Origin of the sequence: Cellulosimicrobium sp. KWT-B (assembly GCF_002127155.1) — a bacterium.
Lineage (GTDB): Bacteria > Actinomycetota > Actinomycetes > Actinomycetales > Cellulomonadaceae > Cellulosimicrobium > Cellulosimicrobium funkei.
In genome coordinates, this window is record NZ_NEDO01000002.1 from 331,228 (window position 1) to 354,108 (window position 22,881).

General features: G+C 72.6%; 16 protein-coding genes. 10 read left to right on the forward strand and 6 right to left on the reverse strand.

The genetic code is table 11. The features are described 5' to 3' along the window. Nucleotides 1-224: 224 nt before the first annotated feature. The 5 genes from B9L22_RS07735 (at nucleotide 225) to B9L22_RS07755 (ending at nucleotide 6,609) form a co-directional block, all read left to right on the forward strand. Complete coding sequence (locus B9L22_RS07735) at nucleotides 225-1,484, forward strand: DNA cytosine methyltransferase (RefSeq protein ID WP_086149898.1); 1,260 nt, start codon at nucleotides 225-227, stop codon at nucleotides 1,482-1,484. A gap of 322 nt (nucleotides 1,485-1,806) precedes the next feature. After that, nucleotides 1,807-2,724, forward strand: a complete 918-nt coding sequence (locus B9L22_RS07740) for a NaeI family type II restriction endonuclease (RefSeq protein ID WP_233139862.1) — start codon at nucleotides 1,807-1,809, stop codon at nucleotides 2,722-2,724. Then, nucleotides 2,721-3,554: an HNH endonuclease gene (locus B9L22_RS07745; RefSeq protein WP_086149900.1), complete on the forward strand. Its 834-nt coding sequence runs from the start codon at nucleotides 2,721-2,723 to the stop codon at nucleotides 3,552-3,554. Before B9L22_RS07740 ends, B9L22_RS07745 begins: the two co-directional genes overlap by 4 nt. 728 nt (nucleotides 3,555-4,282) lie before the next feature. Beyond that, complete coding sequence (locus B9L22_RS07750) at nucleotides 4,283-5,515, forward strand: trans-acting enoyl reductase family protein (RefSeq protein ID WP_086149901.1); 1,233 nt, start codon at nucleotides 4,283-4,285, stop codon at nucleotides 5,513-5,515. 149 nt (nucleotides 5,516-5,664) lie between these two features. Next, complete coding sequence (locus tag B9L22_RS07755) at nucleotides 5,665-6,609, forward strand: SHOCT domain-containing protein (protein WP_086149902.1); 945 nt, start codon at nucleotides 5,665-5,667, stop codon at nucleotides 6,607-6,609. Nucleotides 6,610-6,704: 95 nt separating this feature from the next. Here B9L22_RS07755 and B9L22_RS19655 read toward each other — a convergent pair whose 3' ends face one another. Continuing rightward, nucleotides 6,705-6,989, reverse strand: coding sequence for a hypothetical protein (locus B9L22_RS19655; RefSeq protein WP_143317163.1), 285 nt, complete (start codon nucleotides 6,987-6,989; stop codon nucleotides 6,705-6,707). A 105-nt stretch (nucleotides 6,990-7,094) separates the two neighbouring features. Between B9L22_RS19655 and B9L22_RS07760 the strand changes: the two genes are divergently transcribed. Then, the gene (locus B9L22_RS07760) at nucleotides 7,095-7,430 is read left to right on the forward strand and encodes a hypothetical protein (protein ID WP_143317166.1); all 336 of its coding nucleotides are present in this window, start codon (nucleotides 7,095-7,097) and stop codon (nucleotides 7,428-7,430) included. 106 nt (nucleotides 7,431-7,536) lie between these two features. After that, a complete protein-coding gene (locus tag B9L22_RS07765) occupies nucleotides 7,537-8,172 on the forward strand; it encodes a glycosyltransferase (protein WP_143317168.1) in 636 nt (211 codons plus the stop codon). 297 nt (nucleotides 8,173-8,469) lie between these two features. On the opposite strand, the gene B9L22_RS07770 is transcribed toward B9L22_RS07765, so the two are convergent. The 3 genes from B9L22_RS07770 to B9L22_RS07780 form a co-directional block, all read right to left on the reverse strand. Further along, nucleotides 8,470-10,947 carry an Ig-like domain repeat protein gene (locus tag B9L22_RS07770; protein ID WP_086149905.1) on the reverse strand — a complete coding sequence of 826 codons (2,478 nt, stop codon included), beginning with the start codon at nucleotides 10,945-10,947 and terminating at the stop codon, nucleotides 8,470-8,472. Between the two features lie 116 nt (nucleotides 10,948-11,063). Further along, complete coding sequence (locus tag B9L22_RS07775; protein WP_233139866.1) at nucleotides 11,064-15,074, reverse strand: ThuA domain-containing protein; 4,011 nt, start codon at nucleotides 15,072-15,074, stop codon at nucleotides 11,064-11,066. A gap of 105 nt (nucleotides 15,075-15,179) precedes the next feature. After that, nucleotides 15,180-16,328 carry a multicopper oxidase domain-containing protein gene (locus tag B9L22_RS07780; protein ID WP_081896028.1) on the reverse strand — a complete coding sequence of 383 codons (1,149 nt, stop codon included), beginning with the start codon at nucleotides 16,326-16,328 and terminating at the stop codon, nucleotides 15,180-15,182. A gap of 535 nt (nucleotides 16,329-16,863) precedes the next feature. Between B9L22_RS07780 and B9L22_RS07785 the strand changes: the two genes are divergently transcribed. Next, the gene (locus tag B9L22_RS07785) at nucleotides 16,864-19,185 is read left to right on the forward strand and encodes a glycoside hydrolase family 65 protein (RefSeq protein ID WP_158097169.1); all 2,322 of its coding nucleotides are present in this window, start codon (nucleotides 16,864-16,866) and stop codon (nucleotides 19,183-19,185) included. Between the two features lie 48 nt (nucleotides 19,186-19,233). Here B9L22_RS07785 and B9L22_RS07790 read toward each other — a convergent pair whose 3' ends face one another. Continuing rightward, nucleotides 19,234-20,112 (reverse strand): alpha/beta fold hydrolase, encoded by an 879-nt coding sequence (locus tag B9L22_RS07790; RefSeq protein WP_086149907.1) that lies wholly within the window; start codon nucleotides 20,110-20,112, stop codon nucleotides 19,234-19,236. A gap of 117 nt (nucleotides 20,113-20,229) precedes the next feature. Here B9L22_RS07790 and B9L22_RS07795 point away from each other — a divergent pair, with 117 nt between their 5' ends. Both B9L22_RS07795 and B9L22_RS07800 read left to right on the forward strand, forming a co-directional pair. Further along, complete coding sequence (locus B9L22_RS07795; protein ID WP_143317172.1) at nucleotides 20,230-21,462, forward strand: hypothetical protein; 1,233 nt, start codon at nucleotides 20,230-20,232, stop codon at nucleotides 21,460-21,462. 121 nt (nucleotides 21,463-21,583) lie between these two features. Then, nucleotides 21,584-22,264, forward strand: coding sequence for a histidine phosphatase family protein (locus tag B9L22_RS07800; RefSeq protein ID WP_086149909.1), 681 nt, complete (start codon nucleotides 21,584-21,586; stop codon nucleotides 22,262-22,264). A gap of 141 nt (nucleotides 22,265-22,405) precedes the next feature. On the opposite strand, the gene B9L22_RS07805 is transcribed toward B9L22_RS07800, so the two are convergent. Further along, on the reverse strand, nucleotides 22,406-22,864 hold the full coding sequence (locus B9L22_RS07805; RefSeq protein WP_198947252.1) for a DUF6194 family protein: 459 nt from the start codon (nucleotides 22,862-22,864) through the stop codon (nucleotides 22,406-22,408). Nucleotides 22,865-22,881: the final 17 nt, after the last annotated feature.

Consider the following 22,881-nt stretch of genomic DNA (forward strand, 5'->3'; position numbering starts at 1 on the left):
ACCGTGGGGTTGCCACTGCCGTCGCCTTCACGCGCTAGCAACGGTTCTGGCTATCCACACCACGAGGCACGCGAGCATCCACCCACAGCCGACGACCTCGACCCACACTGGGCGGCGCGCCTAAGGCACGATGGTGGCCAATCGGCTGTTTCCCGCCCCCGTGTCCGTAGCGGGTGTCAGCATGACCGTGGACTAGCCTCGATAGGACCCAAGAGGAGTTGACTGTGAGCCGTCTAACAGTTGTCGAGATCTGCGCAGGTGCTGGGGGGCAAGCCCTCGGCCTCGAGCTCGCTGGTTTCGAGCACCGGCTCGCCGTAGAGCTCGATGGGAACGCTGCCGCCACACTGAGGGAGAACCGCGGATGGGAAGTCCGCGTCGGTGACGTCGCCGACGAGACGGTCTGGAACCCAGAGGATTTCAGTGATGACCTCACCCTACTTGCGGGTGGCGTACCCTGCCCGCCGTTCTCGATAGCGGGCAAGCAACTCGGCACCAGCGATGAACGCGATCTGTTTGCCTGGGCGGTCGAACTTGCCGGGAGGATGCAACCTCGTGCCGTTCTCCTGGAGAACGTTCGAGGCTTGTCGATGCCGCGCTTCTCAGGGTACCGCCAGCACGTCAAGGACCGGTTCGAGGAACTGGGGTACTGGTCAGATTGGAAACTTCTTGAAGCGCGCGACTTTGGGGTTCCTCAATTGCGCCCGCGGTTCATCCTCGTCGCGCTCCGCGAAGAGGACGCGCGCCACTTCAACTGGCCAGAGCCCACTCCGTTCATTGGCACTGTTGGTTCGGCATTGCGGGATCTGATGGCAGCCGACGGGTGGCCGGGCGCCGATGCATGGGCCTCACGTGCGAACGGCATCGCGCCGACCATCGTCGGGGGTTCGAAGAAGCACGGAGGAGCGGATCTCGGACCGACCCGCGCTAAGCGCGCATGGGCGACGCTCGGCGTCGACGGCATGGGTGTCAGCGACACACCGCCTAGCGCAGAGCACCCTGTCGACTTCGTCCCAAAGCTGACCACGGAAATGGTTGCGCGCATCCAGGGCTGGGGGCCAGAGCCGGAGTACGAGTGGAAGTTCACGGGCCGGAAGACCTCCCGCTACCGACAGATCGGGAACGCCTTCCCTCCGCCCGTCGCCCGCGCCGTGGGCAGCGCGATCGCCGCCGCGATCAGACATGAGGGTGCACGTAAGGACCTCGCGCAGATCGAGGCTGAGGTTATGTACGACCCCATCTACGTTGCCCTTAAGCGTGCCGACCAGCCACTGACGGCCCGTCAGATTATTCGGGCTGCCAGCGGCGCTGTAGAGGCCAAGAACTTCGAGCAGCACCTCGGAACGCTCTCCCGCGACTTTGAGATCAAGCACTACGGAGTAGGTGAAGAACGGACCTACGCATTGGGCTCTTTCAAGGGTTTCGTGGGCCAGGCGGACCATATTCGCCACCTAGCGTTCGAGACTGCCAGGTCGAAGATCAGTTGATTGCAGCTAACCAACGGCCCGAGTTGCTCTAGCCTTTGCGTCGGCACTCTCAGAGAGCCTAAGCGCTGACCACGGGACAACTCGAACACCGACGATCTCACCTCGAGTGGGAGACCGGGTGCGCAACGGTCTTGTGGCGTCACGCTGGCCGCTAGGACTCGGGTAGACCTCTCGACGCCAGATCGCTCCGGACCCATGTCGGCTAACGCGCACTCGCGCCGTGCAGTTGACCGCGAAGGAGGCCCTCGATCCGGTTCCTCGGCGAGTCGGTCAAGATTCGACCCAGGGCCAGAAGCCGAGCGCTGAGTTCTAGAGTTGTCCTGTGAGCCAGCTCGAACTGAAGGAACCTCTGCACGATCGCGCGATGTCCGAGGTCGCCGCGGCTCTGCGCGCTCTCGATCCGGACGGGCGGCGGATGGCGAGAGTCTTCCGCGCGACCTTCGACCAGCTCTACGACGGCCAACGCACTGGCCGGTACAAGCTCGACCAGCTGTTCAAGAACGAGAAGACCCACTTCGGCACGCTCGCCGAGATCAACCTCCAGCGCGAGCTGGAGCTTGACGACGGACACGTGCTGGACTTCTCGATCGCCGGGCACGAGGTGGACTGCAAGTACTCCCACACTGGCGCCTGGATGCTCCCAATTGAGAGCTTCGACCAGATTGTCCTAGTGATGCAGGCCGACGACGCAAAGTCCGCGTGGAGTGCAGGCCTTGTGCGCGTGAGCGAGCAGAACCGCCGCACAAGCGAGAACCGGGACCGCAAGACCGGGCTGAACGCGCACGGCCGCTCTCAGATCCTCTGGCTGCACAAGAACGCTTCGATGCAGCCCAACGCCCTGCTCCAACTGCCGCCGGACGTCGTCGTCGAGATCATGGGCGGGCGAAGCGGGCAGTCCCGCGTCAATGAGCTGTTCCGGAGGGCGACCAACCTGCGCCTGTCGCGCAACATCATCGCCACCGTCGCGCAGCAGGACGACTACATGAAGCGTGTCCGCGACAATGGCGGCGCTCGCAGCGCACTTCGCCCGGAGGGGTACCTCATTCTCGGTGGCGATTATCACGCGCAGCGGAACCTCGCTGCTCAATTCGGTGCTGCCACTCCCGAACCGGGGGAGCTAGTCAGCATCCGGGTGGCGCCGACGTCAGCGACTGACGGGGTGGAGATCGACGGCGGTCGCTGGCGACTGGCGACACCCGACGACAACTTGACGGTGCCTGCGCCGGTGATTCCCCGGTGACCGGGACCGACCTCCCCGCGCCCCAAAGCGATGAGCTTCGGCGGTTGCTAACCCGCGACGACTTGCGCTTGCTATACGCCTTCCTCTATGCGCGACGCTCGAACCCGCCGACGATGGTGGAGATCCGCGCGCATGCTGCAGCGGAGAATGGCGCTTCACATTCACAAACTGATCGGCGCGTCCGGGAACTGCGTGGCTGGTTCCGCTTGTCCGCGGTACGTTCTGGAAAAACGCATATCTATCTCTTGGAGGGTCGGGCCGGAACAGATCACGGCAACCGAGGTGGGATCTCGCCGACAGTGCGTGGTGAAGTGCTCAGCAGGAAACGGTGCGCGCAGTGCGGAAAAACCCCGACCGAAGATCGCGTGAAGCTAGAGGTCGACCACATGGTCCCGCACAGCTGGGGCGGCACCGACGACATAGATAATCTCCAGCCGCTGTGCTCGCAGTGCAACCACGACAAACAGGCTTTCTACTCATCGCTAGACCCGTTCGAAGAGCAGATTCGTGCCGCCACCGCGCATATGGATCCGCACCGCCGAATTGGCGAGATACTCAGGGCTTTCCACGCCGTCGGGGTCGATGCTCCATCGCAGGTCGTCGGTGTCGTTGCGTCGATGCATCAGCACCAGGAGGACTGGCAGAGACGCATGCGCGAGCTACGCAAGATCGGTTGGGAGTACCAGACGATCAAACGCAAAGAGAACGGCCGCATGCGCAGCTACTACCGGCTCACTGCGTTCACCGACTTGCCTGAGGGGAACATCGCGGCGGAGATCAAGCGCCGCGAGCACCTTAAAAAGCAGAAGAGGACGACAAATCAGTACTGACCCTCCGCCGCGACGACGCGTTGTTGCAGCGTGCGGCGTGACGGCTCCACCGAAGGAGGGCAGGAGCGCCACGCCGTATTGCCCGGACCACTGCTCGGCCCCCGAGATTCGCACACCCCGATGAGCTTCGACGAGCTCGACGCGAGCATCAACCGCTCGCGCGCCAACAGGTGGTCCTTGCCGGATTGATCGTCTTTGATCCCACGAGGTATGGACGCTGCGCCCCGGCGGTGGGGCGCGAGTAGCGCACCGATCTCGACCGCGCCGTGGCCGGGTTAGGCCCGGACGCCTCGTCGAGCGCCGCGACGGCGGCGTCAAGATGAGAACGAGGGTCACTGGCCCGAGCCCTCTGTTCGCATATCTGCGTACGCAACACCCAGGTGCGATCAGCGGCCGTCCAACATCCCGAACGCGACGCCGACCACCAGGACGGCCACGATGACGACGACGCACCACAGCGCGCCGACGAGCCCTGGTAGGGCCCGTGAGACGCATCACCACCGCGTGGCCCGCCGTCATCGAACGGTCCGCCAGCCCCAGGCGCCCCGCCGTCGGGCGCTCCGCCCTTGCGCCGCGGTTCGTCGTCCGGCTCCGAGTCCATACCGCCAGGACACCACGCCTCTCGCGCACGAGCGCGAGCACGGAGCGGCTGACACTCCGCCGACGCGCGAGCCCCGGCACCGCTCCGTAGTCTCGCGGGATCCCTGGTTCCGGCGAAAGGTGACCCCATGACCGACGCCCCGACCCCTCCCCCGGCGACGGGCCGCATCGTGCTCCTCGGCGCGACGGGCTACACGGGCACGCTCGTCGCGCACGAGCTCGTGGCGCGCGGCGCGCGGCCCGTGCTCGCGGGTCGGTCCCCGGACCGGCTGGACGCGCTCGCCGCCGAGCTCGCCGAACAGACGCCAACCGCGACGGCAGGCTCCGCGGCCCGTCACCGCGCCGAGCCCGCGGGCTCGCCTGAGGCCGGGAGCCCGCCGTCGGGCACCGCTGCGCGATCGCCGCTCGAGACCACGGTCGCGGACGTCGACGACGCGCGGACCGTGCGTGCTCTGGTCGGACCGGGCGACGTGCTGGTCTCGACGGTCGGGCCGTTCGGGCGGCACGGCGGCCCGGCGGTCGAGGCCGCGATCGACGCGGGTGCGGTGTACCTCGACTCAACGGGCGAGCCGGCGTTCATCCGGCGCGTGTTCGACGAGCTCGGTCCGCGCGCCCGGCGCACGGGTGCGGCGCTGCTCACGGCGTTCGGCCACGACTGGGTGCCCGGCAACCTCGCGGGGGCGCTCGCGCTCCAGGACGAGGGCGCCGACGCGGCGCGTCTGGAGATCGGCTACTTCCCCACCGGCGGCGGCGTGAGCGGCGGCACGCGCGTGAGCGCGCTGGAGACGGCGCTCGAGCCGTCGTACGCGTGGCGCGACGGCGGTCTCCGGACCGAGCGTGTCGCGGCGCGCGTCGTCACGTTCGACGTCGGCCCCGGCCGGCGCGTGCGCGGTGTCACCGCGGGTGGGACCGAGCCGTTCACGCTGCCCGGCCTCGCGCGGGGGCTGCGCGACGTCGAGGTGGCGCTGGGCGTGTCCGGTCCCGCGGTGCGGCTCGCGCCGGTGGCGACGGCGGTCGCGACGGCCGCGCTGCGCGTCCCCGGGCTGGGCGACGGCCTGCGGCGGCTCGCCCGCTCGCGCAGCGGGTCGAGCGGCGGGCCGGACGAGGCGGCCCGCGCGGCGTCGCGCACGCACGTGCTCGCGGTGGCGCGCGACGCCGAGGGCAAGGTGCTGCGTCGGGCCCGACTCGACGGTCCCGACGCGTACGACCTCACGGCCCACTACCTCGCGTGGGGCGCGACGCGGGCGGCGGCCGGCGAGACGAACGGGACGGGAGCGCTAGGCCCGGTCCAGGCGTTCGGCCTCCACTCGCTGCTGGCCGCGACCCGCACCGCCGGCACGACGGTGACCACCAACCGCTGACCACCACGCCCTCACCGCCCGTCGACCACGGGGTTGCCGACCAGAAACAGCCGCAAGAGGTCGCCATCCCCGTGCTCACCTGGAGAGGGGTGGGCAGGGCGGGGCGGCAGGTGGGCCCGGCGGGGCAAGGCGATCGTAGGATCGGGGTGATGTCTGACCACACGACGGGGGCGCCGTCCGCCCCTCATGACGAATCGCCCCTGCCGCCGTCCGCCGCGCTCGCGCGCAAGACCGCGGACCCGAAGGCCATCCTGCGGCTGGTGGGCAACGACGAGTCCGTCGACGACCTGCCCCGCACGCCCGAGGGGCTCATGGAGCCGCCGTCGGGCGCCGGGACGAAGATCCGCAACGGGGTGCTGCTCGCGCTGCTGTCGGGCGGGTTCGTCTGGCTCGTGACGGTCAACGCGTGGGACCACGACGGCTTCTTCCCGTGGTTTTGGAACGTCGTGTGGACGATCTTCCCGTGGGTCTTCCTCGGCCCGATGTGGGCGGGCTACGCGCGGTCGCTGCGACGGTCGCGCGACGACGCCCCGCTCTACGCGCAGTACCACCGCGACCGCCTGGCGGCGACGCGCGAGGCCGGGGTCGTGACGGTGTCGGTCACGGACCGCACGGAGTCGGGCGGCGTCGCGCACTGCGCCGTGCGCGTGCGGCACGGGGCGCTGACGACGACGGTCACGCGCCTCGCCCCGGTCACGAACCTGCTCCCCTCGGAGGTCCCGCAGCCCGGCGACCCCGTGGTCGTCTGGCGCCTGCCCGGGGAGCGGGTCGTGGTGCAGGCCCGCCGCGACCGCACGCGCGCGCTGCACGACGCCGCCCGGGCCGCGAGCGCGACCGTCGCCGACGCACCGGTCGCCGACGACCCGACGACCGACGCGGACGCCCCCGCGTGGGGCTCGCCCACGCGCTCGTCGTCCTCGACGACGACCACGTACACGACGACCCGGATGACCCGCGGCGCGGGCACCCCCGAGGTGACCGTGCAGCACGGCGTCACCGCGGCGCTCGCCGAGCTCGCGAGCCTGCACGCCGCCGGCTCCCTCACCGACGACGAGTTCACCGCCGCCAAGCGGATGCTCCTCGGCGGCTCCTGAGCCGACCGGATCGGCCGCCCGCCCGAGCCCTCAAGCCCCCGAGGGCGCATCTCCCCATGCGCCGAGGGGGCGCTGGATGATCGGGTAGCGCCTGCTCAGGTACCGCGGCGAGCTCGCAGCCAGACACGCTCAAAGGCGGGTTCATCCACAACCTCGACCACGAACTGTGGATCACTGGCAATATCCTCAGGTGGCGGAAGCGGTTCCACGCCGAGCCGTGTGCTGCCAGACTCATGCTCGCCGTCCGCCCACGCCAGACGCCCATCGGCGAGCTCGTCTATCTTCCGTACCTCCCAGCCGTCGACGACATGCGCCCAGAGCACAACCGGATCCTCCGCGTTGTCATGACGCCACTGAACGCGCTGGAAGTAGCTACTCACACTCCGATGCTCCCGTGCGCCTCACCACCGTTGTGGGAGACACGCACTGGGCCACGTCTCGCAATGGTCGGCCGGACCAAGATGTGCCCGTGAAGGAGCACCTTGTTGACCTGGACGTTCTCGCCGGACCGGCTGCAGTCTGTCGTCGAGGGGTGGAGACGTGAGGTCGATGTCGGCCCGTTGACCTGGTGCGACTACGAGGCTGGCTGGCCGAGGCCGATCACGCCCGATCGGGCGAGCGTTCGGACTCCCGAGTCGCTGGGGCTGATCGTCCGGAAGCGCAACGTCGACGTCCTGCTCGAGATCGTCGTCTATTTAGGCGGCTGGGCAGACGTCGAGTCCCTGGTCGGCCTTGAGGTCTACACCGCCTGCCACGAGTTCCAGGGCGAGGACGGTGCGTACTCGGCCGTGGTCTCGGCGGTCACGGACTTCCTGGCCTAGGACGTCCGCAGCCAGGTAAGGCCTCCGGTGGTGACCCGGGCGCCGGGCCGGCGGTGGGCGGGCCGCCCGATCGGCGGCGGGCCCGGCGCCCGGCAGACTGTCCTCCGTGAGCAGCAGCCGCCGACCACGGCAGCCGTACCGGCCGACGATGGTGTGGACCGCCGTGCGGGGCGGCGTGCGCGGTCGCGAGCGCCTGACGCCCGTCGTCGACTACCTCGCGGTGCTGCTGATCCTGCTCGCGCTGTGCGGTGGCGCGGTGGCGTTCGCGGTGTGGCTCCTGCGGAACGACGAGGGGTTCGCGGCCGCCCTGATCGGCATCGTCGCCCTCGCCTTCGGCGGCGGGCTGCTGGCGTACGTGCGCGGGCCGTCGAAGCACGCGGTCGTGCTGCGGCCGCACGAGGTCGAGCTCCCGGTGGGCCGCGCGGAGGTGGTCCGGGTCGTCGTGCGGTGGGACGACGTCGCGCGCGTCCACGTCGTCCCGGGCGAGGGGCGCCCGTCGCTCCGGGTCGACCTGCACGACGGCGCGCGGTCACGCCACGCGGAGGGCGAGGACCTGCTCCAGGGCCGGCCCGCGCACGGACCGGACCCCGACCCCGTCGTCGTGACGGACCCCGAGGCGGTCGCGCGCGTCCTGCGGCACCTGCTCGACCACCCGGAGGACCGCGCGCGCCTCGCCCAGCGCGGCGGACTCGGGATCGTCCTGGCCTTCGTCCGCCCGGTGTACGGCGAGCCGCCGGCCTGACCGGTCCGCGCGGCGTCGGGCAGCGTAGTCGCCCTACCTCCTGCCCGACGGCGAGGCGCGCCCCTCCCGGGCGCCCCTCCCCGCGGGGCAGGCCGAGCACGACCCTGCGCGCGGTCGAGAACGACCTTGTCGTCGGGATCCCGCCCATGGCGACAGCAACGTCGTGCTCGGCGCACCGGGGGTGTCCGGCGGGCCGGGGGTGTCCGGCGGGCCCGGGGACGACGACGGCCCGGGCCCGCTCCTGGAGGGAGCGGGTCCGGGCCTTCGCCGGTCGGACTGCTGGTGGGACGGGTGCTGTCAGCGGCGACCGATGTCGGACAGCTGGGCCGCCGTGATGACGAGGTCCCGCTCGGCGTCGTCGAGGACGCCGTCGAGGACGAGGTCCTCGGTCACGAGGCTCACGTGGTCGACGAACTCGCGGTGCGTCGCGTACTCGTCGTTCTCGGCGACGTGGTCGTTGACCGTGCAGCCGGTGCCGTCGTCGTAGTTCTGCACCGTGCTGTCGTGGCCGTCGATGATCACGGTCGGGCGGATGTCCGAGCCGACGCAGCGGTCCCGCACGAGCTTGAGGACCGTGAAGGTCACCTCGCCGCTCGTGACGTTCCCGACGCCGTCGACCGCGCGGTAGCGGACCACGTGCTGGCCATCGGCCGCGAACGCGACCGGGGCCGCGTAGCGCTGCCACGCGCCGTCGTTGGCCTGGAACTCGATGCGGTCCACGCCCGACTCCTCGTCGACCGCCGTGAGCGTGACGCGCGCGCTCGCGACGAAGTCGCCGTCGCGCGTGCGGCTGCCGCTGACGCCCGCCGTGACGACGGGGCCGTCGGTGTCGCCGCCGGGCTCCTCGCCGCCCGCGATGACGAACGTGACCGTCTTCGGGGCGGACACGTTGCCCGCGACGTCCGTCGCGCGGTAGGTCACCGTGTGCGACCCGGGGGTCCGCACGGAGATCTGCTTGGCGTACGGGGTCCACTCGCCGCCGTCGAGCTGGTACTCGACCGACGCGACGCCGGAGTCGGCGTCCTTCGCGAGGAGGCGCACGAACACGTTGTCGAGGTACTCGCCGGCCTCGTTCTTGTCGCCGCCCATGACGCGGTGGTCGACGGTCGGGGCGACGGTGTCGCCGCCCTGGCCCGCGACGACGTCGAACGTGACGGTCGCCGGCTCGCTGACGTTCCCCGCGACGTCGGTCGCGCGGTAGGCGAGCGTGTGGCGGCCGGGCTCGTCGACGACGACGGCCCCGGTGTACTCGGTCCAGCCCGCGCCGTCGAGGTCGTACTCGACGGTCGCGACGCCCGAGCCGTCGTCCGTGGCGGTGAGCAGCACGGACGCGGAGCCGACGTAGGCGCCGTCCTCGTCCTGCTGGCCGCTGAGCTCGGTCGCGACGACGGGGGCCGTGGTGTCCTCCTCGGCCTCCGCGACGACGACGAACTCGGTGACGGTCTCCTCGGAGACGTTGCCCGCGACGTCGGTGGCCCGGTAGACGAGCGTGTGCTCGCCGGGCTCGTCCACGACGACCGGCTCGGTGTACGGCTGCCAGCCGGCGCCGTCGAGGTCGTACTCGACGCTCTCCACGCCGGACGCGTCGTCCGTCGCGGTGAGCGTCGCCGTGGCGGACCCGACGAACGCACCGTTGCCGTCGCGCGTGCCGGTGACCTCGGCGGTGACGGTCGGGGCGGTCGTGTCGTCCTCGCCGCCTCCGGCGACGACGGTGAACGTCACGGAGCCGACCTCGGACACGTTGCCCGCGACGTCGGTCGCCCGGAACGACACGGTGTGCTCGCCGACCTCGGTGAACGGCACCGTGGTGGTGTACGGGAGCCACGCGCCGCCGTCGACCTGGTACTCGACGGACGCGACGCCCGAGCCCTCGTCCGTGGCGTGCAGCATGAACGCGGCGGTGCCGACGTAGGCGCCGTCCTCGTCCTGCTGCCCCATGACCATGGGCTCGACGACCGGCGCGGTCGTGTCCTCCTCGACGTCGCCCTCGACGACGGTGAAGCTCGCGGTCTGCGCCTCGGACGTGTTGCCCGCGGCGTCGGTCGCGCGGAACTGGAGCGTGTGCGCGCCGACGGCGTCGACGACGAACGGCTCCGTGTAGGCCTGCCAGCCCGCGCCGTCGAGGTCGTACTCGACCCCGGCCACGCCGGAGTCGTCGTCGGTCGCGTCGAGCGTCACGGTCGCGCCGCCCACGTAGGCGCCGTCGCCGTCCTGCTCGCCGGTGACGAGCGCGGTCACGGACGGGGCCGTGGTGTCCTCGCCGCCGGTGCCGCCGTCGGTGACGACGAGCTCGCCCCACATCTCGCCGTGCCCGGGGATGGCGCAGAAGTAGCGGTACTTGCCCGGGGTGAAGGTGACCTGGGCCTCGTGCCGCCCGCCGTTCGCGTCGAACGGGCTCGCGAGGATGTTGAGGTTCACGTCGTGGTTGTAGCCCGGCGACGACGTGTCGAACGTGAGCGTGTGGCTCATGCCGAACGTGCTGCCGGTCGCGATGCTGTTCTCGAACACGATCGTGGCGGGGCCCGCCTCGGCCGTGGCGGGGAAGGCCTTGTAGTCGGTCACGCTGTTGTCCGCGGTCCACGTGAGGACCTGCTCGGCCGCGACGGTGGCGTCGGCGACGGAGAAGACGGACGACGGCGCTGCCGTCCCTGCGGGGGACGCGGACGCCGGGGCGACGGTGAGGACCGTCGTCGCGGTGAGCCCGGCGACCGTGGCGGCGAGGAACCGCCGCGCGCCGCGGCGGCGGACGCCGCCGGGACTGGTACGTCGTTCCATGAGGGTGCACTCCTCGGGGGGTGTCTCGGGAAGGTTCTGGGGGTGGTTCTGGGGGCTCTGTCGGACTGCGGGGTACGGGCGGGGACGGCCGGGACGGCCGCCCCCGCCCGGCGGTGCTACAGGTCCGCGACCCGGATGTCGCGGAACTCGATGAGGTCCGCGTTCCCGTGGTTCTGGAGCCCGATGAACCCGCTGTCGAACTGGCGCAGGTCGGTCGGCGGGTCACCGGCACGGGACGACTGCTGTCCCGGGGTGTTCTCCCACTCGTTGATGACGACGCCGTTGCGGATGATCGTGTACTGCTGGCCGACCACCCGGATCTCGTACTCGTTCCACTCGCCCTTCGGCTTCTCGCCGCCGGTGTTCAGGCCGAGCGGGTCGAAGTTGTAGACCGAGCCGGTCTTCTGCGGCTCGCCCGTCGGACCGTCGTAGATCTGGATCTCGTGACCGCACGAGATCGCGACCCACGCGGGCGACTGGTTGGCCGCGCACGGCACGTCGCCCGGGTCGTTCGGGTTCGGGAACCGGGTGAACACGCCCGTGTTGGCGTGGTGGTCACCCGCGGAGACGTCGCGGTACAGGAGCTTCACGGAGAAGTCCCCGAGCTCCTCGCCCGCGTACCAGAGCATCCCGAGGCCGCCGCTCGACTTCAGCGAACCGCCCGGCTCGAGCGTGAACTTGCCGCTCGGTGCCTGGAACCAGTCGTACAGCGACTCCTGCGTGCCGTCGAAGATCGTGCGGTACCCGCCCGGGTCCACGCCGATCTGCGACCGCGCCGCGGCGTCGACGAGGCGAGCACGCTCGCGCTCGTCGATCCGGCTGTCGTCGTACAGGCTCTTCGCGACCGACTCGACGTGCGCCAGGAACCGGGCGTGGGTACGCCACTCCTTCTCGTCCTGGAACAGGTCGTTCATCGTGCAGGCGCCGAGGTCGAGGTTCTCGACCGTGGAGTCGACGTCGCCGAAGAACACGGTCTCGCGCTCGTCGGGCAGGGTGCACGACGGCGAGCCGTCGGTCGTCACGGTGGCCGTGGAGCCGTCCGCGTACGTGACGGTGAGCTTGGCCTCGTAGGTCCCGATGCGGGGGTACTTGTGCTTCGGGTTGGCCTGGCGCGAGGTCTTGCCGTCGCCGAACTCCCACAGGTAGGAGACGCCGCCGGACCGCGCACCCGTGAACTGCACCGTGAGCGGGTCGCCCTGGATGCTCGTCGCGGACGCGGCCGGGGCCGGGGTCGGGGCCCCGCCCTGGTACGTGATCCGCATGAGCTTCTGGTTCGGGTCGAGGCTGAAGAATCCGCCCGCGTAGTCGACCAGGTACAGCGCGCCGTCCGGACCGAACTTCGCGTCCATCCAGCTCTGCAGCAGCCCGTCACCGCGACCGCCCGGGATGATCTGGCGCAGGTCCTCCATGAACGCCGGGGCGCCCTGCTCCTCGACGGCGTCCGGGTCGACCGTCACCGCGACGCGGTTGTTCGAGTTCGACTGGTCGCCGATGAACCACTTGCCCTCCCAGTACGACGGCCACGCGACGTCGGACTCGGGGTCGACCTGCGACTGGCGGTACGTCGGACCGGACATGACGGCCTGGCCGCCGCCCCGCAGCCACGGGATGGTGTAGGTCGCCTCGTCGTCCTCGTACGTCGGGATGCCGTTGCCGCGGTCCGGGAAGACCGGCCCGCCGCCCGAGGGCGAGTACCAGATCATGTTGTCCCGCACGGGCGGGAGGTCCACGAGGCCCGTGTTGCGGGGCGACGTGTTCTTCGGGTTGTCGCAGTCGTACCAGCCGGTGAGGACGCTCGCGTCCTCGTTGCTCCGGTCGCGGTACGGCTGCTTGTTGCCCATGCAGTACGGCCAGCCCTGGTTGCCCGCGGACGTGATGATCGTCGCGGTCTCGTACTTCGCCGGGCCGAGCTCGGGGCTCGGGCTCGTCGCGTCAGGGCCGACCCACGCGGCCGTCAGCCAGTCGGTGTCGGGGTCGATCTGGAGGCGCGAGATGTTGCGCACGCCCATGACGTAGATCTCCGGGCGCGTCTTGTCCGCGGGGTACTCGCCCACCGGGAACAGGTTGTCGTCCGGGATCGTGTACGTGCCGTCGTCCTCGGGGTGGATCCGCAGGATCTTGCCGTTGAGGTCGTTCGTGTTGCCCGACGTGCGGCGCGCGTCCTGGAAGCTGATGCCCGCGAACTCCTGCGTCCAGTTGTTGCCGGAGTACCCGTTCGACCCGCCGGACGAGTTGTTGTCGCCCGAGCCGATGTAGAGGTTGCCCTCGCTGTCGAACGCCATGCCGCCGCCCGCGTGGCAGCAGCTGTGGATCTGCGTCTCCCACTCGAGCAGGTCGACGCGCGTGCTCTGGTCGATCGTCGGCGTCTCGGGGTCGTAGGTGAACCGCGAGACGGTCCGGTAGCCGACGCGACGCTCCCGGTCGATGTTCTCGTGCGGCATCCAGTACACGTAGAGCCAGTGGTTGGTCGCGAAGTCGGGGTCGGGCACGATGCCGAGCAGCCCCTCCTCGTTCTTCACGAGCTCGTCGCCGCTGCCGCGGTTGCCCATGACGTCGAGCGTCGTGAGCAGCTTCGCCTCACCCGTCTCCGGGTCCCACTGGTGGATCGTGCCGCAGCCGAGGCCCACGTTCGGGTCGCTCCACGGGACGATCGGGCCGGTCGGGCAGGCGCCGCGGCCGATGTAGAAGACGGTGCCGTCGGGCGCGATCGTCAGGCCGTGCTGCTCGCCGTTCTGGTCGAGCGTGCCGGCCGTGTTCACCTGGGACAGGCGCTCGGCCTTGTAGTTCGACGCGATGGTCGCCTGGCAGTCGCCGCGCACCACACCCGTCGTCCACTGGAGCGCACCGAGCAGGTGCTCGCGGAACGTCGCGTCCGCCCAGCTCTCGGGCGTGCCGCCCATGCCGGTGAAGAACGACCGGCCGCCGTCGTAGTCGCGGCACCACGAGACGGGCTGGAACGGGTTCGTCGTCGGGCCGGCGTCGGGGCCGGGCTCGAGCGTCGCGACCGTGTGCACGTCACCGGTCGGGTCGTCGGCCCAGTCGAGCCACCGGTCCTCGCGGTCCCACGTGAGCGGGAGGTCCGCCGTCGCGGGGTGCTGGCGGTCGACCAGGTCGACCGTGCGCTCCTCGAGCGGGATCTCCGGGTCGGGCTGCTCGACGGAGTCGGGGCCGAAGATCGAGAGCTCCGCGAGCTGGATCTCGGCGTCGCCGGAGTTCGCCGTGACGTCCAGCCGGTACCAGCCGTACGCGGTCTCGTTCGCGACGTCGAACGTGCGCGGCTGGAAGCGCTGCGGGAAGTCCTCGTCGGCGCGCGTGTCGAGGTCGACCCACGTCTGCCCGTCGGTCGAGCCCTGGAGCTTCCAGTTCTTCGGGTCGCGGCCCGCGGAGTCGTTCGCCGACGTGATGCCGTACTTCACCACCGCGACGGGCTGCTCCATGCGCAGCGTGAGCTGGCCCGTGCGGGCGAACGTCAGCCACTTGGTGTTGGGGTCGCCGTCGACGGCCTTGGCCGGCGTCTCGGCGGCCGGGCTGCGGCCGGTGCCGGTCGCCTCGGCGACCTTCTCCGCCGTCATCGTCGCGCCCTTGATCCGGGCGCCGACGAGGCCCTCGAACCACTTCGAGGCCTCCTGCGAGCGCGCGGCGTCGCGCACGCCGAGGAAGCCGCCGCCGCCGTTGATGTACGCCTGGAGCGCGGCCTCCTGCTCGCCGCTCAGCTCGATGCCCTCCGCGGAGAGCATGACGACGCCGCGGTACTCGCCGAGCGTCGCCGCGCTGATCATCTCCGGGTCGGACGTCGCCTCGACCTCGAAGCCGTTGGCGGCCCCGATCTCGGTGAGCGCCGCCGTCGCGTCGACGACGGGGTCGGTCTGCTCGTCGGGCGCGCCGTGGAACACGAGCACGCGCACGGGCGCGGCTGCGGCGGCCGGCGCGGCGGCGACGGACCCGGCCGCGAGGGACCCGCCCGCGCTGACCGCGGTGGTCGGTGCGGTGGCGCCGGTCTGGGCCGCCGCCGGGAGGACGGCGGCGCTCGCGACGAGCGCGACGCCCGTCAGGCCGACGGTCAGGGCCCGTAGTGCCCCCGGTCGGGAGCGCCCCCTCGTGGGGGGTGTCGATCGTCTGGAAAGCACTCTCCAACTCCTTCGTCATCGGTGCGACGCTCCCGGACGGGCCGGGAGCGGGTCCTGCCGGGTGCGGGACGGGCCGGCGGCCCGTCCCACCTCACCGGCGGACGGTCAGTGGCCGGCGTGGCCCGTGAGGTCGACGACGGCCGGACCGGAGCCACCGGCGGCCGGACCGCCGGGGGCGGTGGCCGGGGCGCTCGTCGTCGCGGCGGCGCCGGACGGCGCGGCCCCGGAGGGGGCCGACATGGTGTGGCTGCCGTGACCCTGGAAGCGGTCGATCGACTCCTGGGCGCCCGGCGGCATCGAGCCGTCGGCGTTGCGCACGAGGAAGATGCCCGCCATGCCGCCGTCGGAGTGGAACTGGACGTGGCAGTGGTACATCCACGCACCGGGTCCGACGCCGAGCCCGGCGACGACCTGGAACCCGAACGCGTCGCCCGGGTTGAGGTCCCGGTTGTCGACGACCTGGCTCGGGTCGTACTGGTCCGCGAGCAGGCCGGTGCGGTTGTTCGCCCAGCGGTGCGCGTGGAGGTGGAAGGTGTGGAGCTGGTTGCCGTGCCCGATGCAGATGAACTCGACGCGCTCGCCGAGCTTCGCCTCGAACATCGGCGTGTCCGGCGCGACCTTGTTGTTGATGGTCATGTCGTTGAAGACCATCGTGAACTGCTTCTGCGGCAGCACGTCGCCGACCCGGCGCACGACCAGCGCGCCGTAGAGGCCCGCGGCGAGGCCCTGCGTCCCGTGCTCGCCCCACGCGTGGTCGTGGTAGTGCCAGTACCCCGCGCTGCCGGGCATCCAGATGCCGCGGTCGCGCGCCATCTTGACCGTCGACCACGTGTACGTCCGCGTCTCGCCCGGCTCGTTGAACGAGTTGTTGAACGTGCTGCCGTCGCTGTTGACGTCGTAGTTCACGCCGTGCGGGTGGATCGACAGGCGCTTGTCGGTCGTGTTGACGAGCGTGATCTCGAGGGTCTCGCCCTCCCACATCTCGAGGATGGGCCCGGGGACGGTCGCCTTGCCGCGCTCGAGCCCGTAGCCGACGAGGGTGTCGGAGATGCGCTCGGCGTACATGGTGATCTTGCGGACGCCGGTGGCTGCGGTGACGGTCGTCGCGGCGGCGGCGGGGGGCGCCGCGGCGACGCTGCCGCCGGCTCCGAGCAGGAGTGCGGCGGCGGGGCTGGCAGCGACGACGCCGGCCCCGGCGAGCAGGGCCCGCCTCGAGAGCGGCCTCGGCGCCGTCTCGGTCGTCGGGTCGGGCATGGGGGACTCCTTCCGGGCGTACGGGGTCGTCCGGGCGGTCCGTGGCGCGCCGGACCGGCGGGACGGCGGTCGCCGCCCCGCGTGCCGGCGCGCTCGGGCGCGCGGAGGCTCCCCGAGGTGGTGCGGGGGGACTCTGAGCAGCAGGACTGGGTGGTGCGGGGGTGTCCCGCGGTCGCAGAGGGTCGAGAGGGTGCTCGGTCGTGCGGGGCTCGACCCGGGCCGGTGGGAGACCGGCCGTGGGGCGAGGTCCAGGGCCGTCGTGGCCCCGCCGGGATACGCGTCGGTGCGTACCGTCCGGCTGTCGGTCCGGACGACGGGCTCCCCTGCGCCGACGTCCGGCCCCCTGGTCGGTTCCAGGGGCAACGAGGTTCATGACACCGCAGTCAGTGCGTGGATGTCAACAGGTAGGCGAAAGTTGTGTCGACAACAAGCAAAAGTCCATGCCCGATCGACACTTGTCTCCGGAGCGGCCCTGGACGGGGCTCGAGCACGCCCCGGACGGGTGTACGACACGGCGTCGTGGTGGAGTGACCGCGTGACCCACGACCTCCCCGCGTGGTCCGTCCGGGAGTCGGCCCTCGACGTCGACGACCCGGCCACGGCCGCGTCCCTCCTGTCCCTCGCCAACGGATACGTCGGCGTCCGCGGAACGCTCGACGAGGCGGACCCCGACGACGACCCCTCGACCCTCGTCGCCTCCGTCCACGAGGAGTTCGAGCAGACCTACGCGGAACGCGCGTACGCCTACCCCGAGGTCGAGGAACGCCTCGTGCCGGTCGTCGACGCGTGGCGGGTCGGCTGGTCCGTGGACGGGGAGCCGGTCGACGTCCGGACCGCCGACCCCGCCGGACCCGACGGCACGGTCGAGGCGCACGAGCGCGTGCTCGACCTGCGCCGGGGCGTGCTGCGGCGCGAGCTGCGCTGGACGGCGCCGTCGGGCGGGACCGTCACGCTGCACAACGAGCGGCTCGTGCCGCTCTCGCGCCGCGAGGTCGTCGCGTCGCGCTGGCGCGTGGTCGCGCACGACGACGTCACCGTCACCCTGCGCCCGGTGCCCGGCTGCGCGCACGGCGGGCAGGACCCCGGCCGCGAGGCGCCCGGGCTGGTCACCGTCTCGTGCCGGCACGACGCCGAGGGGTCGTCGGTGCGCCAGCGCACCGCCCGCTCGGAGCGCGGCGTCGCGGCCGAGACCGCGCACCTCGTCGACGCCGCGGACGGCGTCCGCCCGCGCTGGCACCACCGCGGCGGCGCCGCCGTCCTCACCGTGGACCTGCGCGCCGACGAGTGGCTGGAGGTCGTCGTCCTCGCCGCGTACGCAGGCGGCGCCGACGCCGACGCGCTCCCCGCGCACGCGCACACCGTGCTCGCCGCGGCCGTCGACGCGGGCTGGGACGCGCTCGAGCGCGAGCAGGCCGACGCCCTCGCCGCGGTCTGGGACCGGGGCGACGTCGAGCTCGACGGCGACGACGAGATGCAGCAGGCCCTGCGGCACAGCCTGTTCCAGGTGGTCCAGGCGTCGGCGCGGGTCGAGGGCGTGGGCGTGCGGGCGAAGGGCCTCACGGGCACCGGCTACGCGGGCCACGCCTTCTGGGACTCGGACACGTTCGTGCTCCCCGTGCTGGACCACGTGCTGCCCGACGCCGCGGCCGCGCACCTGCGCTGGCGGCACACCACCCTCCCCCACGCGTGCGAGCGGGCCGCCGAGCTCGGCCTGCCCGGCGCGGCGTTCCCGTGGCGCACGATCAGCGGCCGCGAGTCGTCGGGCTACTGGCCCGCGAGCACCGCCGCGTTCCACGTCTCGTCGGCCGTCGCGCTCGCCGCCGTGCGGCACGTCGCCGCCACGCACGACGACGAGCTCGCCCGGGACGTCGCCGTCGACCTCGTGGTGCAGACCGCGCGGCTGTGGGCCGGGCGCGGCCACCACACGGCCGCCGGCTTCCGCATCGACGGCGTGACCGGGCCCGACGAGTACACCGCCGTGGTGGACAACAACACGTACACGAACCTCATGGCGCGCAAGAACCTGCGCGCGGCGGACGAGCTGTGCGAGCGGTTCCCGGAGCAGGCGGCGCGGCTGGACGTCACCGCGAACGAACGCGCGGGGTGGCGGCGCGCGGCGGACCGGATGGTCGTCCCGTACAACCCGGAGCTCGGCGTCACGGAGCAGTCGCAGGACTTCACGCGGCACGCCCCCTGGGACTTCGAGTCGCGGGGCACCGCGCGGTTCCCGCTCGACGACCACGTGCACTACGTCGAGCTGTACCGGCGGCAGGTCGTCAAGCAGGCCGACCTCGTGCTCGCCCTGCACGCCGCGCCCGAGGAGTTCACGCCCGAGCAGCGCCGCCGCGACTTCGACTACTACGAGCCGCTGACCGTCCGCGACTCCTCGCTCTCGGCGCCCGTGCAGGCGGTCGTCGCCGCGGAGATCGGCTACGTCGACCTCGCGTACGACTACGCGCGCGAGAGCGCGCTCCTCGACCTGTGCGACCTGCGCGCCTCGACCGACGGCGGGCTGCACGTCGCGTCGCTCGCGGGCGCCTGGACCGCCGTCGTCACGGGCATCGTGGGGCTGCGGCACGACGACGACGGGCTCCGCCTCGCCCCCCGGCTCCCGTCCCGGCTCACGCGGCTCGCGCTCGCCGTCCACCACGGCGACGCCCGGGCGCGCGTCGAGGTCCGGCCCGACGGCGTCACGTACCGCCTCGAGTCCGGCGAGCGGCTGCGGGTCGTGCACGGCGACGAGCCGTTCGAGCTCACGCCCGAGCACGCGGTCTTCGAGCGGCCCCTGCTCGCCGGGATCCAGGACCCGCCGCCCGCGCAGCCGCCCGGCCGCGCACCGCTCTTCGCCGCCTCGTAGGGGGCGGGCCCGGTCGCGCCGCGTCGTCGGCGCGACCGGGTTCCGTCGTCAGCCCGCGAGCGCCTCGCGCAGGGTCGTCGCGAACGCGGCCGGGTCGTTCGCGGGCGACCACTCGTTGACCATGAAGCCGCCGTGGTCGCCCGGGAACGTCACCGGCTCGACGCCCAGGAGGGCGGCGAGGGCCGCGCCGCCGCGCCACGCGAGCGTGCCCTCCCCCGCGGCGCTCACGGCCGGGACGATGCGCGTCGTCGCCGCGCGCAGGGCGTCGCCGTCGGGCGCCCACGACGGCATGGTGGCCAGGTTGAGGCCGAGGAGCAGGTCGTCGCGCGACCCGTCGTCCTCCGTCGGGAAGCCGAACATCGCCGGGTCGGGCGCCGGGCGGTCGAGGTAGTCCGCGGGCAGCGGCCCCACGTGGCTGACGAGCGCGACGAACTTCGCCATCGCGGGCCCGAAGCCCTCGCGGCGGTACGTCTCCACGATGTCCGCCTGCACCGCCGTCGCGGTCGCGGCGTCCTCCAGGAGCGGCGTGATCGGCGGCTCGTGCGCGACGAACGTCCGCACCTCGCCCGGGTGCCGCTCGATCCACGAGAGCCCGACGACTCCGCCCCCGCTCGACCCGAACACGTCCACCGGCCCGAGCCCGAGGGCGGCCACGACCTCGTGCAGGTCGTCCGCGTGCCGCTCGACCGACACCTCGCCGTCGGCGGCGAGCGTGCTGCGCTCCGTGCCGCGCGGGTCGTACGTGACGACCACCCGGTCGTCGATCAGGTCCACGAGCTGCCCGAACCCCGACGCCGCCATGGGCGAGCCCATGACGACGAGCGGCGGCAGGTCGCCCGGCGCCGCGGGGGTCCGGACGTCGTAGGCCAGGACGGCGCCCGGCACGTCCAGGGTGTGGCTCGTGGTGCGGGTCGTGGTCTCGCTCATGGCGTCCTCCGTGTCGTCGTGCCGCCGCGCGTCGCGGCAGGTCCCGTGCGTAGAGACGGCGCCCGTCGCCGGAACTGAGCGGTCCGCGCGGCCCCGCGTTGCCACTACCCTCGCAGGATGCCGTCATCGAGGACCGTGCCCGCCGTCGTCGCCGCGGGGACGCTCACCGCGGTGCTCTGGGTCGTCACCGGGCAGGTCGCGGACTGGCTCGCCGGGGCGGCGCACGCCCTGCCCGCCGGGCTCGTCCGGACGCTCCTGCCCCACCCGACCGGGGTCGTCACGGGCGGTCAGCAGGTGTCGGGCAGCACCGTGCTCACGGCCGCCCTCGCGGGCGGGCTCGTCGCGCTCGGCACCCACCTCGTGCTGCGGCGCCTGCCCGCGGGCGAGGGCCGCTGGGCCGCGTTCCTCGCCGTGTGGGGCGCGGCCGTGCTCGCGTCCGCGCTCGCCGCGACGGCGGCCTGGTTCGCGGGCGTCACGCTCGCCTGGCGCGCGGACACGATCACCCGGTTGGTCGCGACCGCGCTCGGCGGCTGGTGGGGGTTCGTCAACGGCCCGCTCGTGGCCGTGACGGTCGCCGTCGCGCGCGCCCTCACCGACCGCCACGACGACCCCGCCGGGACGCGGCACACCCGGACGCCGACGCGCGTGCGCGCGTGGCCCGCCGCGCTCGCCGCGGGCACGGCGACGGGCGTGCTGTGGGCGGCCGCGGGCGTCGGGCGCACGACGCTCCCCGGCGCGGCGGACCCCCAGTCGCCGTGGGGCGTGGCGCGCGACGTCGTGCTGCTGCCCTCCGCCCGGATCGCCGTCGACCGCGCGGCGCTCCTCGACGACCCCGTGCACCTGCTGCTGCCCGTCGGCGTCGGGCTCGCGGTCGGGCTGCTCACGGCGCTCGCCGCGCGACGCCTGCCGCCGGTCGAGGGCCGCGCGGTGCTGCTGCTCGGGGTGTGGCTCGCGTGCGCCGGAGGTGCGGCCCTCGCCGCGGCGGTGCCCGTCGTCGCCTCCACGCTCGCCGCGGGCGGTGTGCTGCCCGACGCCGGCCGCACCCTCCCCGTGCTCGAGGCGGGCCTCTCCTGGGGGATGGTGTGCGGGGTGCTCGTGGCGCCGCTCGCGGTGGTCGTGCACCGGCACGCGGGCGCGCGACCGCACGCGGGGTCGGCCGTCGCCGACGAGCCGTGGCCCGCGCCCGTCGCTCCCGAGCAGCCCGAGGAGCGCGCGCCCGAGCAGGGGGAGGCCCGCGGCGCCGAGCAGGCGGAGGCACCCGACCCCGAGCAGGCAGGGCCGCGCGACGCCGACGACGCTCCCGGGCCCGACGACGCCCGGCACCGCGACGAGGTCACCGCGCGCTCCTGAGGGACGGCGTTCCGGCACCCGCCACCCCGGCGTCACCCGGCGGTCGTCGTCCCGACACCCCGCTCCCCTAGCGTCGGCCGTGACCAGCAGACCGGGACGCACCGGAGAGGGCACAGCGACGATGACCCTGACGATCACGCTCGTACGCCACGGGCAGACCTACCTCAACGCACGACGCCACCTGCAGGGGGCGTGCGACTCCCCCCTCACCCGCACGGGACGCGCGGGCGTGCGCGTCACGGCGCAGCACCTCGCTCGGCACGACTTCGCGGCCGCGTACTCCTCGCCGCAGGGCCGCGCGGTCCTCACGGCGATGGAGATCCTGCGGCACCACCCCGACCTCCCGCTCACGGTCGACCCCGACCTGCGCGAGCTGTCGTTCGGCTCCTACGAGCGACGGCCGGAGTCGCAGCTCGACGCCGTCGAGCCGTGGGCCGAGCTCGTGCCCCGCATGCTCGCGGGCACCCACCCGGGCGTCGGCGGCGGCGAGCCGGGCCGGGACTTCATGGCGCGCGTGCGCGCGGTGTTCACGCGCGTCGTCGCCGCGCACGACGACGCGTCCCGCCCGGGCGCGACGCGGGACCGGCACGTGCTCGTCGTCGGGCACGGCCTCACGCTCGGCGCGTGGCTCGCGACGCTCGCCCCCACCGGCCTCGTCGCGCTGCCCAACGCGTCCGTCTCGACCGTCGAGGTGACCGACGGCGTCCCCCGCCTCCTCGCGGCCGGGGTCGACGTCGCCGGCCACGGCCACGTCGCCGCGCGCCCCGCTCCCGCTCGCGCGAGCACCCGACTCCCCGCCTGACCACCATCCCGCGTGATCCCCCCGACGGTGGAACCTCCGCCGAACACGGGGTTGTGGTCGTTCTCCGGCGGAACACGCCGCCAACCCCGTGCTCGGCGGGGATCAACCCCGTGGTCGACGGCAGGCCGCCGGAGGTCTCCGCTACCGGGTGGTGCGGCGGGCGGTGCGGGCGCGGGCGTCGTCGTGGGCCGCGCGCAGCAGGTCGAGGACGAGCGCGGTCGTGCGCTCGCCCGGGACCACGACCGCCACCCAGCCGAGCGCGCCGTAGACCGGGTGCGGCACGACGACGTCGGTCTCCGCCACCTCCGACGCCGTGCCGTCGCGCGGGTCGGTGCCGAGGAGCGTCCGGAACCGGTCGCGCCCGACGTGCACGTTGACCCTCCAGCGCCCCTCCGCACCCAGGCGCGACGCGGTGTCGTCGGGGTAGTCCTTCGTGACGACGGTGCCGTACGGCTGACCGGGCGGGACGACGCCGTCGGGGGCGTGGTAGAAGAAGTGGTCGCCCCACGCGAGCTCGGGGAACGCGCTGCCCGGCCCCGGGGAGAGCACGAGGGCGCCGTCGAGCGACCGGACCGTGGCGAGGATCTGCTCCATACTCATGGTTCCAGTGTGAGGTT